The sequence below is a fragment of the Sphingobacterium sp. UBA2610 genome, assembly GCF_002339225.1.
GTDB classification, from domain to species: domain Bacteria; phylum Bacteroidota; class Bacteroidia; order Sphingobacteriales; family Sphingobacteriaceae; genus Sphingobacterium; species Sphingobacterium multivorum.
Genome location: NZ_DDKA01000011.1, coordinates 109,074 through 125,270 on the forward strand (window position 1 = coordinate 109,074; position 16,197 = coordinate 125,270).

A 16,197-nucleotide genomic window follows, 5' to 3' on the forward strand; every position below is an offset into this window, starting at 1 on the left:
TTTTATTATAAAAGCCCAGGTGAACTGAGATCAGCTGGGCTTTATCTTGATTGTACTTATTGAAATAGGGGGAGTATCCTATCCCAAATTTGCTGGTAGGCTTTATTGTCCCGGACGATCCCCTTATCTTCATCATAATAATTAGGTGCATCAAAGCTCCCGCCTTTACGCCTCTCTATTGAAAATATATTTAAAACTATTTTTGCTCTTTTAGCTTGTAAAGGGCTGATCAGGAAGTTGAAAATTAATTTTTCTCCTTCTTTATTGCTTAGGAGATTATTGTTTTCGAGATACGTACTAGTTTGAATAAATCCCGAAGGCCGATCGAGCTGTGCAATAAAATAACCGCTATCCTGAAGCACTTGAATTATCTTGCTGTATGCTGAATCACTTGTGATCGGGATAGTTTTGGTGCGCTCTGGATTTTGTGCCAACAGGGGGCTGGAAAAGAAGAATACATAAGCAATCAGCATCAAGGAGAATTGGATAAAATGTTTCATATTGCCGAATTAAAGATCTTATCTAATGAATACTGTAATTTAACAATTTTATTTTTGATGACGGGTAATTAGATTGTCACGCTGTTATTTAATTCGTATACCTAATATTTTTAGACTACGTTCTTCCTGATCCAAGGTTGCTATATTGGGTAAGTTGGCCCATTCCTTGAAACCCATCTTTTCAAATAATGCGATACTAGGCAAGTTGTGTGCAAAGATAAATCCCAATAAGGTATGTACGCCTAAACCTGGGGCTTTATCAATGCAGTACTGGAGAATCTGTTTACCCAGGCCCCGGCCGCGTTGCTGTTCGTCCAAATAGATACTAATTTCTACTGTTGCATCATAAGCTGGACGACCATAGAAAGATTGAAAACTTACCCAGCCAAGTACCTGGCTATTTACATCTTCTATCATCCACAGGGGTCTTTTCGAAGCGTTGTGTTCGTCAAACCATTTTTGTCTACTGGCGACAGATACGGGACTAGTGTCTGCTGTGACCATGCGAGAGGCTATGGTAGAATTGTATATTTCTACGATGCGTGGTAAATCTTGTTGCGTGGCGTCACGAAATTTTAATTGATTCATGGTTTGTACTGTTTATTTGTTGTTTGGACGACGCTGATATTCTGTCCGAAGATAGCTTGTGTTGCGAAGAACAAGCAGATAAAAAGAATTAATTTCATGTAGATCGGCTGTATCGTAAATTTGTTTTTGTCAAACTTAGATAAATTGCTTTTTATATGCAATACAATACAGATCATAAAAGTAACAATTCGAGCATGTATGACATTTCTTTTTGTGCGTTGACTGGCTTGTAAGTTGTCGTTTATAAGGATCACTGCAGTAAAGCACACGATTTCTGTGTTTTATGAGTAAAATTTACACTAATTTGAACAAATATTTCACTATATAGTGTTATTTTTTTCTCATCTTAGATTATTCAAAGATATCTCATTAGCGTTACTGATGATAAATCTTAGCGAAATAGCCTGTCTTTTCGTTTCGTTATACAGGAATTTTTCTATGCGGGAATTTTTCACCAGGTTCCGGTCGCCATAAAATCACTAAAAAATTATCAAAGAAGGATCCAGGAAAGAGATGGGCTAAGCAGCTACGCTGATAGCTACTTTTTGAACACAACGAATCAATTATGAACGAATTGCAAGCTGTACCTACAATCCGAATCCGTTCAATGGATGTTATGCGTGGTCTTACGCTATTCCTGATGTTATTTGTTAATGACCTGTTTATTCCAGCTGTGCCTAAATGGTTGGTTCATACAGAAGCAGATGAGGACGGAATGGGGTTGGCGGACTGGGTTTTCCCGGGATTTCTTTTTATGGTTGGAGTGGCTGTTCCTTATGCTGTGGCAGCCCGGGAAAAGTTAGGATCGTCGACAACGGTTATTTTTGTTCATATGCTGATCAGAACATTAAGTTTATTGCTTATTGGGGTATTGATATTGAATGGTTCGCGAGTTGATCCACAGCTGACGGGAATGTCGCATTTGTTGTGGTTGGGACTGCTGTATGTATTCGTTTTTCTGATTTGGAATCATTATCCGAAAGATTCTACCTATCCGCTCTTTTTTAAGGGGATGCGTCTTGTTGGTGTAGTGGGTATTATTTATCTCGTATACATGTTTAAAGCCTCTGATGGAAAGGGGCTGGAAGTAGGATGGTGGGGGATTTTAGGGCTGATTGGATGGGGATATTTTGCCGCGGCTTCTATTTTCTTGTTGAGTCGGGGTAGGATAATCGTTGTTGTATGTGGCTGGCTGATATTTTTTCTGCTCAATATTTTGGCTCACACCGAATTAAAAATTGAACTTTCTGGCATTGGACGGTATCTGCATGTCCTATTATCCGGTAATATACCCTGTATTGTGTTAGCCGGAACACTTGTGGGAATGCTTATGAAACGATATGCGGCAACGCCGCGCATCTTGTTGCGTATCTTGTTTCTCCTTGCCACGATCTGGCTGGCTATGGGTTTTGTTTTGCGTTTTTGGTTTATTTTATCCAAAATCCATGGTACGCCGAGTTGGGCATTGGTTTGTTGCGGGATTAGCGTATTGCTTTTGATACCGCTTTATTATTTCATAGACGTGAAAGGCTACCAGCGGGGTATGCGGGTTTTTGAGGAGGCTGGAAAGAACTCATTAACGACCTATCTTGCTCCCGATCTAATCTACTTTATCTGCTGGGGTTTTCATCTTCCCCTGTTCTTCTATAAACAATCGGAGTATATGGGCTTAGCTATTGCCGGTTCATTGCTTTGGGCTTTTGCGATGTTGTGGTATGCGATCTTGCTGAAGAAGCTACCTATTTATCTGAAACTGTAGGTCGCCCATAAGCATCGAATGCGCATACTTTAACGATCATATTTTAGGACAATCAATATCATCTTGAAACAAAATAAAAAGCTATTATGGAATCTAAATTGAAATCAATACTTAGCCAGACCTTCACTGTTCTGTTATTGACTTTATTATTGTACCCTAGTGTAAGTCGTGCACGAGCAAAAAACAAAAAAGTTGTTATCGCCTATGTCACCTCCTGGTCTAAAGTGATGCCTGATCCGACCTATCTGACGCATATCAATTATGCCTTTGCACATGTCAGCGATAGCTTTGATGGCCTGCGTATAGATAATGAATCTAGATTGAAAGCTATTACGGATCTTAAGAAAGCACATCCACATCTAAAGGTATTGTTGTCCGTTGGCGGCTGGGGAAGCGGCCGGTTTAGCGAAATGGCCGCTGATGAAATGAATCGGCAGAAGTTTGCCAAAGACTGCTTGCGTGTGGTGCGGGAGTTTAATCTTGATGGTATTGACATCGACTGGGAATATCCAACGAATTCTTCTGCCGGGATTTCGTCTTCTTTAGCCGATACGGAAAATTTCACCTTGCTCATGCACGATATTCGCAAGGCTATCGGTAAGAAGAGACTGTTGACTTTAGCTTCTGTGGCGAGCGGTAAGTATATTGCTTTTGACAAGATTGAGAAGGATGTGGATTTTGTGAATATCATGACTTATGATTCGGGACACCCGCCGTACCATCATGCGAGTTTGCATCGTTCCGCTATGTCGGGTGGTACAACCTGTGTGGAGGCTGTAAAGGCGCATGTCGAAGGCGGTATGCCTGTAGAAAAATTGGTGCTGGGAATTCCATTCTATGGCCGGGGCAATAAAACTGATGTCAAAGGTTTTATCGATTATAAAGATCTGCTTGCGTTGCAGGACTTTGAACAGAAATGGGACGATGAAGCGAAAGCACATTATCTTGTCAACGATAAAGGGGAGTTTGTGTTGACCTATGAAACGCCAGAGTCGATTGCATTTAAATGCGATTACGTACATAGGACGGGGCTGCTCGGTGCGATGTATTGGGAATACGCGGGAGATACAGCAGGTGGTGTCTTACGGGATGCGGTCAACAAAGGTATTCTGCAATAAACAACAAAGCCGAACTTAAAGTTCGGCTTTGTTGTTTGTGGAGCTGGAGAGATTCGAACTCTCGTCCAGTCATGGTACTGTATACGCTTTCTACATGTTTAGCTTCTCTTTAATTGTCGGGCGAGGGAAGGTGAGTCGCCTACCTATACCGTACGCCGTAGTTGCTGTTTCTCACAAGTGCTTAGCAACATCACACTTGCCAGTTCTATTGTTCGATGCCCCGAATGTTAAACCAAAGAACAGGATCTAACGGGACAAATAGCTATGTTAAGTCTAACTTAAGCAGCTAAGGCGTAGTTTTCTTCGCCAGTTATAATTCTGAAAGTTCAGATTAAAGTGCTCTACTAACAACGCACTACATGCTTACATAACCGTCTCCATCCTGTCAATTCCGGTCAACCCCAATTATGTCCTACAAAGGTACTATTTTTTTGCTAAATGGGCAAGATATACGCGATTCTTGTTTAATGCCCTGGTTTTGAATGGAAAACAAATGACGCTTTATAAAATTACTTAGGATCAGGTATGGCCAGAATAAAACCTATGGAATTCGTGAAATATTAATGTTGCTTGCAATTATACAGTGCGAAATAAAAGTTATTTGATCGGCTGAATGCTCGGTATTTTCACAGGGACTTTTATAGGCAAGGAAGTTCTTGGTATACCTATGTTTCCAATAAAAAAGCTGGATTTTACATCCAGCTTTTTTATAATTTAATCAATCCAGTTATTTGATCAATCCAGCTCTTTTCAATAGGGGTTCTACCGAAGGTTCCTGTCCGCGGAAGCGTTTGTATAGCACCATTGGATGTTCGGTTCCACCTTTTGAAAGAATATTATCCTTGAATTTAGTCGCGATTTCCTTATTGAAAATACCGTTTTGTTTAAAGTAGTCAAATGCATCGGCATCCAGGACTTCGGCCCATTTATAGCTGTAATAGCCTGAAGAATAACCGCCATTGAAAATATGGGAGAAAGCGGTACTCATGGCATTTTCCTTGACATCGGGATAGAGTTTTGTTGAGGCAAACTGTTCGTCTTCGAATGCTTTCAGATCCGAGATCGAAGTTGGATCCTGTCCATGCCAGCCCATATCCAATAGCCCAAAGCTCAATTGGCGCATAGTCGCCATCCCCTCAAGAAAGGACGCGCTTTCGCGGATCTTTTCGACAAGTTCCATCGGGATCACTTCGCCAGTTTCATAGTGTTTGGCAAATAGCTCAAGGGCTTCTTTTTCATAGCACCAGTTTTCCATCACCTGACTCGGTAACTCGACAAAATCCCAATACACAGATGTTCCGGATAGTGTAGGATAAGTGCTGTCAGCGAGCATACCATGTAGGGCGTGTCCGAATTCGTGAAATAATGTTGTCACTTCCTGAAAGGTCAACAGCGAAGGTTTTGACGCTGTAGGACGCGTAAAATTGCAGACAATAGAGACATGAGGACGTTCTTGTTTACCATCTTGAATGTACTGTGGTTTGAAAGAGGTCATCCATGCCCCATTTCTCTTGCCCTTACGCGGGAAGAAATCGGCATAGAAGATAGCCACTAATTCACCATTGTCTTTACTGACTTCAAATGTTTGTACTTCTTCGTGGTAGGTATCTATTGTATCGACTTCTTTGAAGTTGATGCCAAACAAACGATGCGCTACTTCGAAAGCGCCTTGTAAGACATTTTCGAGTTTGAAATAAGGTTTGAGCTTTTCATCCTCCAGATTAAAGCGTTCTTGTTTCAGCTTTTCGGCATAATAGGCGCCATCCCATTTTTCCAGTTGGTCTATGCCATGTAAGTTTTTTGCAAATTGGGATAATTCTGCAAATTCTTTTACTGCTGCTGGTTTCGCTTTTCCCAGTAGGTCGTTTAGAAATTCCTTGACTTTGCCTGGGTCTTGTGCCATACGTTCGGCAAGGACAAAGTCGGCATGGGTAGCGTAGCCTAATAATTTGGCCCGTTCGAAGCGAAGTTTTACAATTTTAAGGACATTGTCCACGTTGTTGTGCTCGTTATCTTGAAATCCTTTGCGGCCTGCCGCGAGGGTAATTTCTTTGCGAAGTTCCCGATTGTCGGCATACGTGACAAAAGGAAGGTAGCTTGGAAAATCCAGGGTAAAAAGCCAGCCTTCTTTTTCGTTGGCTTTAGCCAGAGCATGTGCAGCTTCTATGGCACCCTCTGGAAGTCCGGCAAGATCTTTTTCGTCTGTTACCAACAGCTGGTAGGCATTGGTTTCGGCGAGGACGTTCTCGCCGAATTTCAATTTTAAAAGCGATAGCTCGGCATCTATTTCGCGGAGTTTTCCTTTTTGTTCATCATTCAAAAGAGCTCCGTTGCGTACAAAATCCTTATAGGATTTTTCCAATAGAGTCGTTTGTTCTGCCGTCAATGTCAGTTGATCTTTCTGATCGTATACAGCCTTAACTCGTTTGAAAAGATCGAAATTTAAGGTGATATCATTTCCTAAAGCAGATAATTTTGGGGCTACATCCTGTGCGATTTTTTCAAGATCGGCGTTGGTTTCAGCGGAATGAAGATTGAAAAAGATGTTGGACAAGCGGTCTAGTGTTTGTCCTGAGTAAGACATCGCAGCGATCGTATTGTCGAACGTTGCCGTTTCGGGATTGTTGACGATTGCATCGACTTCATCTTTTGTCTGCTGAATAGCTTCATCAAATGCGGGAATATAATCTTCGTTTTTTATCTGTGAAAACGGAGCCGTGTCGTGCTGCGTTTTAAATTTCTCTGTTAAAATACTCATAGGAGTAAATGTAATAAATATTTATTTCAAGCGATAGCATCTACTTAAATTATGGAGCTGAGATGATATTTGACCGAATCGGCGTTTAAGCTGTGTCGAAAACGTATGGGGAATTGGCACTGCATAAAAAAAGAGCTCCTATGAGCTCTTTTTTTATATTGGGATAAGCGACTAGGCTAGTTTTCCTAATGCTTCCTTGATTCTTTTTAAAGCTTCGATCAAACTTTCATCTGAAGCTGCATAGGACAAACGGATGTAGTTGTCGTTACCGAATGAATCTCCACCTACAGTGGCTACGTGACCAACATTCAATAAGTACAATGCCAAATCAGATGAGTTTTTAATGACATTACCATCTTGGTCTTTTTTACCAAAGAACGAAGAGATTTCAGGGAAGAAATAGAATGCACCCTCTGGTAGATTTGTTCTTACACCTGGGATTTCACTCAATAGATCGTATACCAATTGGCGACGACGAGCGAAAGCTTCTTTCATTTTGTTGACAGATTCTAATCCTTGTTCATAAGCGACGATACCCGCACGTTGAGAAATTGAACAGGTACCTGAGGTTGTCTGTCCTTGTAATTTATCATTTGCGGCGGCAATGGTTTTGTTAGCAGCGATATAACCTAAACGCCATCCCGTCATTGCAAATGCTTTTGAAAAACCATTGATGATGATCACTCTATCTTTGATGCTTTCAAATTGTGCGATGGATTCGTGTTTGTCTACAAAGTTGATATGTTCGTAGATCTCATCGGATAGGATAAATACCTGCGGATGTTTTTCGAAAACTTCAGCTAATGCAGCCAATTCATCTTTGCTGTAAACTGTTCCAGTAGGGTTGTTTGGTGAAGAGAACATGAACAATTTGGTTTTTGGTGTAATTGCCGCTTCCAATTGTGCTGGTGTAATCTTAAAGTTATTGTCGATCTCTGTATTGATAAATACCGATTTTCCTTCTGCTAAAACGACCATTTCGGAGTATGATACCCAATAAGGTGTTGGGATAATTACCTCATCACCGGGGTTGATCAAAGTCAAAATTACATTAGACAGGGATTGTTTTGCACCTGTAGAAACAACAATTTGAGAGATATCATAATCTAAATTGTTTTCTGTCTTCAACTTGTTTACAATTGCCTGGCGCAATTCAGGGTATCCCGGTACCGGCGAATAACGCGTCCAGTTTTCATCTAGGGCTTTCTTCGCTGCATCCTTTACATGCTCAGGGGTGTTGAAATCAGGTTCACCTACGCTAAGACTAATTACATTAACGCCTTTTGCTGCTAATTCGCGGCCCAACTTGGTCATTTTAAGTGTAGCCGATTCGGACAAATTATTTATCCTGTCTGATAAGTATGATGATGTGCTCATGGTAAGACAAAGATATTACATACGTTGCAAATAATCTTCTTTATTTTTGAGAATTTACAAAGAAAAGTAGCTCTTTTATTGGGCTTTTTTAACAAAAGGGCTATTGAAGCGATTTAGCACAGTTATTTAATTGATCCCCGACGTTGGATGTTCAAAACTAATCGTTCTGATTTGTCGTTATATCTTTACCTTTGCGCTCACAAAAATGTTGACTAGTCCTCATTTCATCATTTGCTCATAAACGGTTCATATAAAAGATAAGCATCATGTCAAGACAAAGAAGATTGGTTTTATTATCGCTTTTTACGGGAATAGGTCTGATGATTGTGAAGTTTTTTGCCTACTTCTTAACGGACTCCAGTGCAATCTTTACAGATGCGGCAGAGAGTATTGTTAATGTGATTGCTTCGGGTTTTGCATTTTATAGTATTTATCTTTCGGCACAGCCTAAGGATGAGAATCATCCTTACGGGCATGGTAAAGTGGAGTTCTTTTCGGTGTTTTTGGAAGGTGGACTTATTTTCATCGCTGGAGCCATTATCTTAGCCAAGGCTTGTTACAATCTTTTCTTTCCTGCAGCGTTAACACACCTCGAACAAGGGATTTATCTGATTGGTATTACATCTGTGCTAAATTTTGCTGTCGGATTCTATATCATGAAGCGCGGGCGTGCATTGGGCTCCATTACCTTGGTGGCAGATGGAAAACATCTGCAGGTCGATGCCTATAGTACGGTCGGATTGATACTGGGGTTATTGTTGATGAAACTGACCGGTTTCCTGTGGATCGATGTAGTCATCTCCATTGTATTGGGGCTTTTTATTCTCTTCAATGGTTATAAGCTACTTCGCCAATCGATCGGTGGATTGATGGATGAATCGGATACAGCACTCGTGCAGGATGTTGTTGAAATCTTGGAGCGCAATCGGAAAGATGAATGGATTGATGTCCATAATCTTCGTGTACAGCGCTATGGGAACGAACTCCATGTAGATTGCCATCTCACACTTCCCCGTTACCTTGACCTTACCCAGGTGCACGATGAAATTTCTGCTGTGGATAAGATTGTCAATAAGGAGATGTCGGTACGAACCGAATTTTTTGTTCATGCGGATCCTTGTCTTCCACAGTGCTGCCAGTATTGTCAGGTCAACAATTGCCCAATTCGTACGGAGCAATTTCGGGTAAGAATTTCTTGGGATACGGAAAATGTTACGCGGAATCAAAAACATTTTTTATATGCTATTGCCGAATAGGGAATACTGTTTCTTTCTCCTAATTAACAGGCATACGGTATCTCTGATTTCTTCATGTATAGTAAACTAAAAAAAAGCTAGGTTATATAAATATATATAAAAAAAGGTATCTTTGCCTTTTAGCAAAAGAGTTTAAAAATCCTATATGAAGCACATTCGTAATTTCTGTATTATTGCGCATATTGACCATGGCAAAAGTACTTTGGCAGACCGCCTTTTAGAGTATACCAATACCATCAGTCAGCGTGAGGCACAGGCACAATTACTTGATAATATGGATTTGGAACGTGAACGTGGTATTACGATCAAGAGTCACGCCATCCAAATGAATTATAAAAGAGATGGTCAGGAATATATCTTGAACCTGATCGATACCCCGGGACACGTGGATTTTTCTTATGAGGTGTCGCGTTCAATTGCTGCCTGCGAGGGCGCTTTATTGATCGTTGATGCATCTCAAGGTATTCAGGCCCAAACGATTTCAAATTTATATCTGGCGTTGGAACATGATTTGGAAATTATCCCGATCCTCAACAAAATGGATCTTCCAGGTGCTATGCCAGAAGAAGTCAAAGATCAGATTGTGGATTTGATCGGTGGTGACCGTGATGCGATTATTCCTGCATCCGGTAAAACAGGTCTTGGGGTTCCGGATATTTTGGAAGCTATTGTAGACCGTATTCCACATCCTGTGGGTGATCCTGACGGACCTTTGCAAGCCTTGATTTTTGACTCTGTTTTCAACTCATTCCGTGGTATCATGGCTTATTTTAAAGTTGAAAATGGTGAAATCCGTAAAGGCGACCGCGTGAAATTTGTTGCCACTGGGAAAGAATATTTTGCCGATGAAATTGGGACGCTGAAGTTGAATCAAGTACCCAAAGAAGTCATTAAGACCGGTGATGTTGGTTATATTATCTCTGGAATTAAGGAGGCACGTGAAGTGAAAGTGGGGGATACCATTACGCATAAAGATCGTCCTTGTTCTGAGGCTATCCAAGGGTTTGAAGAGGTGAAACCGATGGTCTTTGCGGGTATTTATCCTGTAGATACGGAAGATTACGAGGAGTTGCGTGAATCTATGCACCGTTTGCAGCTGAACGATGCTTCTTTGGTGTTTGAACCAGAGTCGTCAGCAGCCCTGGGGTTCGGCTTCCGTTGTGGGTTCTTGGGTATGCTTCACATGGAGATTATTCAGGAGCGCCTCGAGCGCGAGTTTGATATGACGGTTATCACGACAGTTCCCAACGTATCTTATAAGGCCTATATGACCAAAGATAAAGAGGAAGTGATCGTACATAATCCTTCAGATCTACCGGATCCAAGTAAATTGGATTCAATCGAAGAGCCCTATATCAAAGCTAATATTATTACGAAATCGGATTTCGTAGGACCAATTATGTCTCTTTGTATCCAGAAACGTGGTACGATCATGAATCAGCATTATTTGACGTCAGATCGTGTTGAATTGGTTTTTGAAATGCCAATGGGAGAAATTGTATTTGACTTTTATGATAAGTTGAAAACAATCTCTAAAGGTTATGCTTCATTTGATTACCACCAGATTGGTTATCGCAAGTCAGACTTGGTCAAATTGGATATCCGATTGAACGATGAACCTGTAGATGCCCTGTCGTCGTTAATTCACAGAAGTAACGCCTATGATTTTGGTAAAAAGATCTGTGAAAAACTAAAAGAACTGTTACCACGTCAACAATTTGAAATTCGTATTCAAGCGTCAATCGGCGCAAAGATCATCGCACGTGAGACGATCTCCGCTTTACGTAAAGATGTTACAGCAAAATGTTATGGTGGTGACATCTCCCGGAAGCGTAAGCTTTTGGAGAAACAGAAGAAAGGTAAGAAACGCATGCGTCAGGTTGGGAACGTAGAGATTCCGCAATCTGCATTTATGGCGGTATTGAAATTAGATTAATCAAAATAACACTATAATAAAGGAGCTCTTGGGCTCCTTTTAAATACAATAAAATCTCCTAAACATGAATCTATTAGATGGTAAACTAGTTTCCGAAAAAATTAAAGAGCAAATTGCGTTAGATGCGGCTGAATTTACGACACAGACTGGCCGCAAACCTCATCTGGTTGCTATCCTTGTGGGGAATGATGGTGGTAGCGAAACCTATGTGGCCAGCAAAATGCGCAACTGTCAACTGGTCGGTTTTGAATCAACAAACATTCGTTATGATGAAAACATTACCGAGGATGAATTGATCGCTAAGGTCAAAGAAATCAATCAGGATGAGTCTATTGACGGTTTGATTGTTCAGCTGCCTTTACCAAAACATATTGATCCGGATAAAGTTACCGAAGCAATTGATTACCGCAAAGATGTGGATGGTTTCCACCCAATCAACCTCGGGCGCATGCAACGTAATCTTCCTTGTTTTATTCCAGCAACACCATATGGTATTATGCTGATGTTGGAATATTATAAGATCGATACTGCAGGCAAGCACGCCGTTGTGGTTGGAAGAAGCAATATCGTAGGATCGCCAATGAGTATCTTACTAGCACGTAATTCCAATCCAGGTAATTGTACAGTGACATTAACACATAGTCGTACAAAAGATCTTAAAACGGAGGTTCTGAGAGGCGACATCGTTGTTGCAGCAATTGGTAAGAAAAATTTTGTTACAGCAGATATGGTTAAAGACGGTGCGGTTGTGATTGATGTCGGTATTAATAGAGAAACTTCTACAGCTACAAAATCTGGTTTTAAGCTATTTGGTGATGTCGATTTTGAAAATGTTGCTCCTAAAGCATCCTGGATTACACCGGTACCGGGCGGAGTTGGGTTAATGACAATCGTGGGTTTATTGAAAAATACGTTAGAAGCTGCGAAAGGAACAATCTATCCGAAGCAATAATTTTGTCTAATTGGCATAGAAGTTGTAAATTGATGTATACGTGCTCTGATGAGCCGTTGAAAACTACACTCATAAATCAATTTATAATGAAAAAAATTGCACTTTTAGCAGTCGTAGCAGGAGCATTGGTCATGTCTTCTTGCAACAATTCGGAGAAAAAAGACACTACAGCGACAGATTCGGCAAAAACAGTCGGTGAGCATGTAGATGCGGCAATCGCAGATTTAAAAAATGCGGAGGAAAATGCCCGTTTGAAAGCAGAGCAGGCGAAAAAGGATTTGGATGAAGCTATCGCGAAAGGCGATAAAGCCGCCGAGGAAAAGGCTCGAGCTGCTTCTGAAGAAGCTAACACAGCTTGGGAGAAAACCAAGGATGCTTTGCGTAATGCTGGAGAGGATGTAAAAGAGGGATTGAAAGATGCAAAAGATGCGACAGTAGATGCGACAAATACAGCTGTTGATAAAACAAAAGATGCTGCAAAAGATGTCGCTGACGGTACGAAGAAAGTTGCAAATGATGTTGCTACCGGAACCAAGGAGGCCGCTAAAGATGTAAAAGATGCTTCCAAAAAAGTAGGTGACGATATTAGTCGGAAAGCTAAAAATGTAGGTGAAGCGTTGAAAAATTAGTTGACGTATTTCATTTGAACTATAGGGAAGGGGGGCACTTTTTTGAGTGCCTCCCCTTTTTATATCACATCTTTATAACATTGACTTAAATAGGCTTATTGGTAGTAATCCCATAACAATTTGGAAAGTTTACGGGTAAGTACCTCTGCTTCATTTGTTTTTCCCCAGCTTTTATCTGTATTGTTCTTGGTGAAAATACTGAAAACGTAATCTCCTTTCGGTGCATTGACCAAAATGACCTCATTGCGTACGTCATCTAAAGAGCCTGTTTTTGAAGCTGTTTTAACAGTGGATGGGATTTGCGATAGCCCTCTTTCATCATAGAACATGTTGCCCATAAAACGATACATCTGATCCGAAGATTTTGGGGATACAACTTTGCCTTGTCGGATCAGTGTGACCAAGTCGGCCATCTCTTTCGGTGTAGTCTGGCCCCAACCATATCTTTCCCAATCTGGCTTCCGTCCCTCTGTCTGTGAGTTGACACGTGTGTGGGCCAGTTGAAGATCGCTCATTAATTTATTGATCGCGACACCTCCGCCCGCAAGTTTTTGATTCCAAATGCTGGTTACATTATCACTATAAGATAGCATAAGCGCAACCAAGGTTTTCAGATCAACTTGTGTACTGTCCTTAAAAAATTGCATCAGCCCTGAACCGCCATATCGTTGACTAGCACGGTAGAGCAGTTGCTGATCAAGTTGTAGTTCACCTTTTTCAATTTTATCAAAGATACCGACTAAAATGGGGATTTTGACAATGCTTGCTGTAGGGAAAATGCTGTCGCCCTGAATGTTGACTTCTTTATTTTTTTTAAGATGGTGTACATAAATGCCAACATCGCCTTGAAAACCCTGAATGAGCTGTTTTATCTGTGATTCGAGTTTTTTATCGGTAGCGGCTTTTTGTCCAAAGGACAGTAATGATAAGAATAGTAACGTAAATGATAGGAATATTTTGTGCATTGTGAAGTTATAATGTATGTTAAATGTGGTGGATAATAGTTATTTTTATTTTTTATAGGGCTTAAGTTATGAAATATCCATGATTCGTACGCATAAACATCGCTGAAAAATAAACTGGATATTCTAGTATGGACATTGAAAGACTGGTTTTTGACTATGAAGTTATTTATGATTTTGATCGGTTGTAAGCCGAAAAATAGACGGACAGAACAGCATGACATTTTCTTTGGCATAGGGAATGAGCTCAAGGATTTTGTTGATCCCATTAAAGATTTTTGGCCTGAGGCTGATGGTAAAATCCATATTGATGCCTACCGTATTGTCCATAAGATCGGGGAATATGAAATTAAGGTTACTGAAAGGGGGAATGGACAGGCTGTTGATTCGGAAGTGAAATTGTTTTTTGTTAATTTAGGGGGATACAAACCGAATGAATTTGATGAGTTCCATTACAAAGAGCTTATTGTTGCATCGAGTTTGGCCAAGGCTACTGAAAAGGCAAAACGGACTGTTTTTTGGAAGCACCACAGTTCGGCACACATCGATGATAAGTATGGTTTGGATGTTGATGATATTTATGAGATCGAAGATTTGCTATTACCTCGTGATAAAGAGCAGTATAGTATTCAAATTACCCCAAAGACCGGTTTGGAAGAAGATACCATTGCGAATGGCTATTTTAAACTGAGCGCGTTATAGAGGGAATGCGCTATTCGATTTCTTAAACATAAAAAAGGCTTCTCTATAAAGAAGCCTTTTTTATGTTTAACCAGCTTATTGTTGGTTCTGATGTTGTTTTCTAATGACACTATGTTTTTTGCCGTATACAAAATAAATCAATAAGCCTATACCAAGCCAGACGGCCAAACGCTCCCAGCTTTCTATTGGCAATGAAGCCATCATTAAAATACAGACCAAGATTCCCATGATCGGAACGAAAGGAACCAGTGGTGTTTTAAATGGGCGCTCCAAATTGGGGTCTGTTTTACGTAGTACTAAAATACCCACACATACGAGGGTGAAGGCAAATAAGGTACCGATACTTACCATATGGCCAAGGTCTGAAACTGGAACGAAACCTGCGAATATACTGACGAATACCATGAAAATAGCGTTTGTTTTCCAAGGAGTCTGTCTTTTGGATAAGTCTGAGAATATCTTTGGAAGCAAACCATCCTTACTCATCGAATAAAATACGCGGCTCTGACCAAGTAACATCACGAGAATAACTGAAGTGTATCCTGCAATAATCGTAATAATCAACGCTGTATTTAAGAAATGGTAGCCTGTTCTGGCAAAAGCTGTCGCAACTGGCTTAGCGTCCCCCTTAAACATCGTGTAATGTTCGATTCCGGTCATTACGTAGGAGAATAAAACATACAAAAGTGTACAGATTATTAATGAACCGATGATACCTATAGGCATACCTTTTTTTGGATTTTTTGCTTCTTGGGCAGCTGTACTCACCGCGTCAAAACCGATGAATGCAAAAAATACAACGCCTGCAGCACGCAATACACCGCTGATGCCAAAGTGGCCAAAGTCATCACTCTTTAGAAATGACCAGAAGCTTTGTTGCCCACTTTTTACAAGCTCTTCACCTGCATTTACAGGAATAAATGGATCGTGGTTTGCAGGATTGATAAAACTCCAACCCAAGGCGATAAAAATCAATACGACGCCGACTTTTAGAATTACCAAAATATTGTTTACACGGGATGATTCCTGTGTGCCACGCATCAGCAATAGCGAGAGTAAACAAACAATAATGATCGCAGGTAAGTTAACCACGCCACCTTCCCAAGGGCCTTTGAGTAGGATATCGGGGAGTTGGATGTGGAATATCATCAGGAGCTGGTTGAAATATTGGGACCAGCTGACGGCTACTGTAGCTCCTGCTAGTGCATATTCGAGGACGAGATCCCAGCCGATAATCCAGGCGACAAATTCACCCATTGTGGCATAGGAATACGTGTAAGCACTTCCTGCAACAGGAATCATAGAGGCAAATTCGGCATAACAAAGACCTGCGAACCCACAGCCTACTGCTGCGATAATGAAAGATAGGATAACAGCTGGCCCTGCATTTTCAGCAGCGGCAATTCCTGTTAGGGAGAAAAGTCCTGCCCCAATGATGGCCCCAACACCGAGGGCGATAAGGCCCGAGCTGGACAGTGTCCTCTTTAGCGTGTGTTCACCATTTTCATTTGCTTCAGCAATGAGTTGAGGAATCGATTTTTTAAATAGCATAGGATTAATTCTTTACGATTATTTAGCTTTTTAATTGTTTAATTAATGTCAAATATAAATGATCTCAATGAAAAAAGGGAAGATTGCTCCTCCCTTTTGTAATAAAATC

General features: G+C 40.8%; 13 protein-coding genes and 1 other RNA gene. 7 read left to right on the forward strand and 7 right to left on the reverse strand.

Annotated features, from left to right (window positions below; genetic code table 11):
• Nucleotides 1-56 precede the first annotated feature (56 nt).
• Together B4Z47_RS07960 and B4Z47_RS07965 are read right to left on the reverse strand one after the other, a co-directional pair.
• Nucleotides 57-500, reverse strand: a complete 444-nt coding sequence (locus B4Z47_RS07960) for a hypothetical protein (protein ID WP_070565814.1) — start codon at nt 498-500, stop codon at nt 57-59.
• An 84-nt stretch (nt 501-584) separates the two neighbouring features.
• A complete protein-coding gene (locus tag B4Z47_RS07965; RefSeq protein ID WP_070565816.1) occupies nt 585-1,088 on the reverse strand; it encodes a GNAT family N-acetyltransferase in 504 nt (167 codons plus the stop codon).
• A gap of 565 nt (nt 1,089-1,653) precedes the next feature.
• Here B4Z47_RS07965 and B4Z47_RS07970 point away from each other — a divergent pair.
• Nucleotides 1,654-2,847: a DUF5009 domain-containing protein gene (locus tag B4Z47_RS07970; protein WP_070565818.1), complete on the forward strand. Its 1,194-nt coding sequence runs from the start codon at nt 1,654-1,656 to the stop codon at nt 2,845-2,847.
• Nucleotides 2,848-2,933: 86 nt separating this feature from the next.
• Entirely contained in the window at nt 2,934-3,965 is a 1,032-nt protein-coding gene (locus tag B4Z47_RS07975) for a glycoside hydrolase family 18 protein (protein ID WP_070565820.1), read from the forward strand.
• A gap of 35 nt (nt 3,966-4,000) precedes the next feature.
• Here B4Z47_RS07975 and ssrA read toward each other — a convergent pair.
• The 3 genes from ssrA to B4Z47_RS07990 form a co-directional block, all read right to left on the reverse strand.
• Nucleotides 4,001-4,368: a transfer-messenger RNA gene (gene ssrA, locus B4Z47_RS07980) on the reverse strand.
• A 324-nt stretch (nt 4,369-4,692) separates the two neighbouring features.
• Nucleotides 4,693-6,723: a M3 family metallopeptidase gene (locus B4Z47_RS07985; RefSeq protein ID WP_115046766.1), complete on the reverse strand. Its 2,031-nt coding sequence runs from the start codon at nt 6,721-6,723 to the stop codon at nt 4,693-4,695.
• Between the two features lie 171 nt (nt 6,724-6,894).
• On the reverse strand, nt 6,895-8,100 hold the full coding sequence (locus tag B4Z47_RS07990; protein ID WP_236560274.1) for a pyridoxal phosphate-dependent aminotransferase: 1,206 nt from the start codon (nt 8,098-8,100) through the stop codon (nt 6,895-6,897).
• A 266-nt stretch (nt 8,101-8,366) separates the two neighbouring features.
• Between B4Z47_RS07990 and B4Z47_RS07995 the strand changes: the two genes are divergently transcribed.
• The 4 genes from B4Z47_RS07995 (at nt 8,367) to B4Z47_RS08010 (ending at nt 12,873) form a co-directional block, all read left to right on the forward strand.
• Nucleotides 8,367-9,356 (forward strand): cation diffusion facilitator family transporter, encoded by a 990-nt coding sequence (locus B4Z47_RS07995; RefSeq protein ID WP_046672393.1) that lies wholly within the window; start codon nt 8,367-8,369, stop codon nt 9,354-9,356.
• Nucleotides 9,357-9,501: 145 nt separating this feature from the next.
• Nucleotides 9,502-11,292, forward strand: a complete 1,791-nt coding sequence (gene lepA, locus B4Z47_RS08000; RefSeq protein ID WP_046672392.1) for a translation elongation factor 4 — start codon at nt 9,502-9,504, stop codon at nt 11,290-11,292.
• A gap of 64 nt (nt 11,293-11,356) precedes the next feature.
• Nucleotides 11,357-12,244 (forward strand): bifunctional 5,10-methylenetetrahydrofolate dehydrogenase/5,10-methenyltetrahydrofolate cyclohydrolase, encoded by an 888-nt coding sequence (locus B4Z47_RS08005; protein WP_115046768.1) that lies wholly within the window; start codon nt 11,357-11,359, stop codon nt 12,242-12,244.
• A gap of 86 nt (nt 12,245-12,330) precedes the next feature.
• Nucleotides 12,331-12,873 carry a hypothetical protein gene (locus tag B4Z47_RS08010; protein ID WP_115046770.1) on the forward strand — a complete coding sequence of 181 codons (543 nt, stop codon included), beginning with the start codon at nt 12,331-12,333 and terminating at the stop codon, nt 12,871-12,873.
• Nucleotides 12,874-12,968: 95 nt separating this feature from the next.
• Here B4Z47_RS08010 and B4Z47_RS08015 read toward each other — a convergent pair whose 3' ends face one another.
• The gene (locus tag B4Z47_RS08015) at nt 12,969-13,838 is read right to left on the reverse strand and encodes a serine hydrolase (RefSeq protein ID WP_115046772.1); all 870 of its coding nucleotides are present in this window, start codon (nt 13,836-13,838) and stop codon (nt 12,969-12,971) included.
• Nucleotides 13,839-13,994: 156 nt separating this feature from the next.
• Between B4Z47_RS08015 and B4Z47_RS08020 the strand changes: the two genes are divergently transcribed.
• Nucleotides 13,995-14,537, forward strand: coding sequence for a DUF1543 domain-containing protein (locus B4Z47_RS08020; RefSeq protein WP_046672388.1), 543 nt, complete (start codon nt 13,995-13,997; stop codon nt 14,535-14,537).
• 75 nt (nt 14,538-14,612) lie between these two features.
• On the opposite strand, the gene B4Z47_RS08025 is transcribed toward B4Z47_RS08020, so the two are convergent.
• A complete protein-coding gene (locus tag B4Z47_RS08025) occupies nt 14,613-16,088 on the reverse strand; it encodes an amino acid permease (protein WP_070566151.1) in 1,476 nt (491 codons plus the stop codon).
• Nucleotides 16,089-16,197: the final 109 nt, after the last annotated feature.

Bases quoted from the DNA above. Each gene is read 5' to 3' on its own strand.
- B4Z47_RS07960 (WP_070565814.1), bottom strand. From the start codon at position 500: ATGAAACATTTTATCCAATTCTCCTTGATGCTGATTGCTTATGTATTC.
- B4Z47_RS07965 (WP_070565816.1), bottom strand. From the start codon at position 1,088: ATGAATCAATTAAAATTTCGTGACGCCACGCAACAAGATTTACCACGC.
- B4Z47_RS07970 (WP_070565818.1), top strand. From the start codon at position 1,654: ATGAACGAATTGCAAGCTGTACCTACAATCCGAATCCGTTCAATGGAT.
- B4Z47_RS07975 (WP_070565820.1), top strand. From the start codon at position 2,934: ATGGAATCTAAATTGAAATCAATACTTAGCCAGACCTTCACTGTTCTG.
- B4Z47_RS07985 (WP_115046766.1), bottom strand. From the start codon at position 6,723: ATGAGTATTTTAACAGAGAAATTTAAAACGCAGCACGACACGGCTCCG.
- B4Z47_RS07990 (WP_236560274.1), bottom strand. From the start codon at position 8,100: ATGAGCACATCATCATACTTATCAGACAGGATAAATAATTTGTCCGAA.
- B4Z47_RS07995 (WP_046672393.1), top strand. From the start codon at position 8,367: ATGTCAAGACAAAGAAGATTGGTTTTATTATCGCTTTTTACGGGAATA.
- lepA (WP_046672392.1), top strand. From the start codon at position 9,502: ATGAAGCACATTCGTAATTTCTGTATTATTGCGCATATTGACCATGGC.
- B4Z47_RS08005 (WP_115046768.1), top strand. From the start codon at position 11,357: ATGAATCTATTAGATGGTAAACTAGTTTCCGAAAAAATTAAAGAGCAA.
- B4Z47_RS08010 (WP_115046770.1), top strand. From the start codon at position 12,331: ATGAAAAAAATTGCACTTTTAGCAGTCGTAGCAGGAGCATTGGTCATG.
- B4Z47_RS08015 (WP_115046772.1), bottom strand. From the start codon at position 13,838: ATGCACAAAATATTCCTATCATTTACGTTACTATTCTTATCATTACTG.
- B4Z47_RS08020 (WP_046672388.1), top strand. From the start codon at position 13,995: ATGAAGTTATTTATGATTTTGATCGGTTGTAAGCCGAAAAATAGACGG.
- B4Z47_RS08025 (WP_070566151.1), bottom strand. From the start codon at position 16,088: ATGCTATTTAAAAAATCGATTCCTCAACTCATTGCTGAAGCAAATGAA.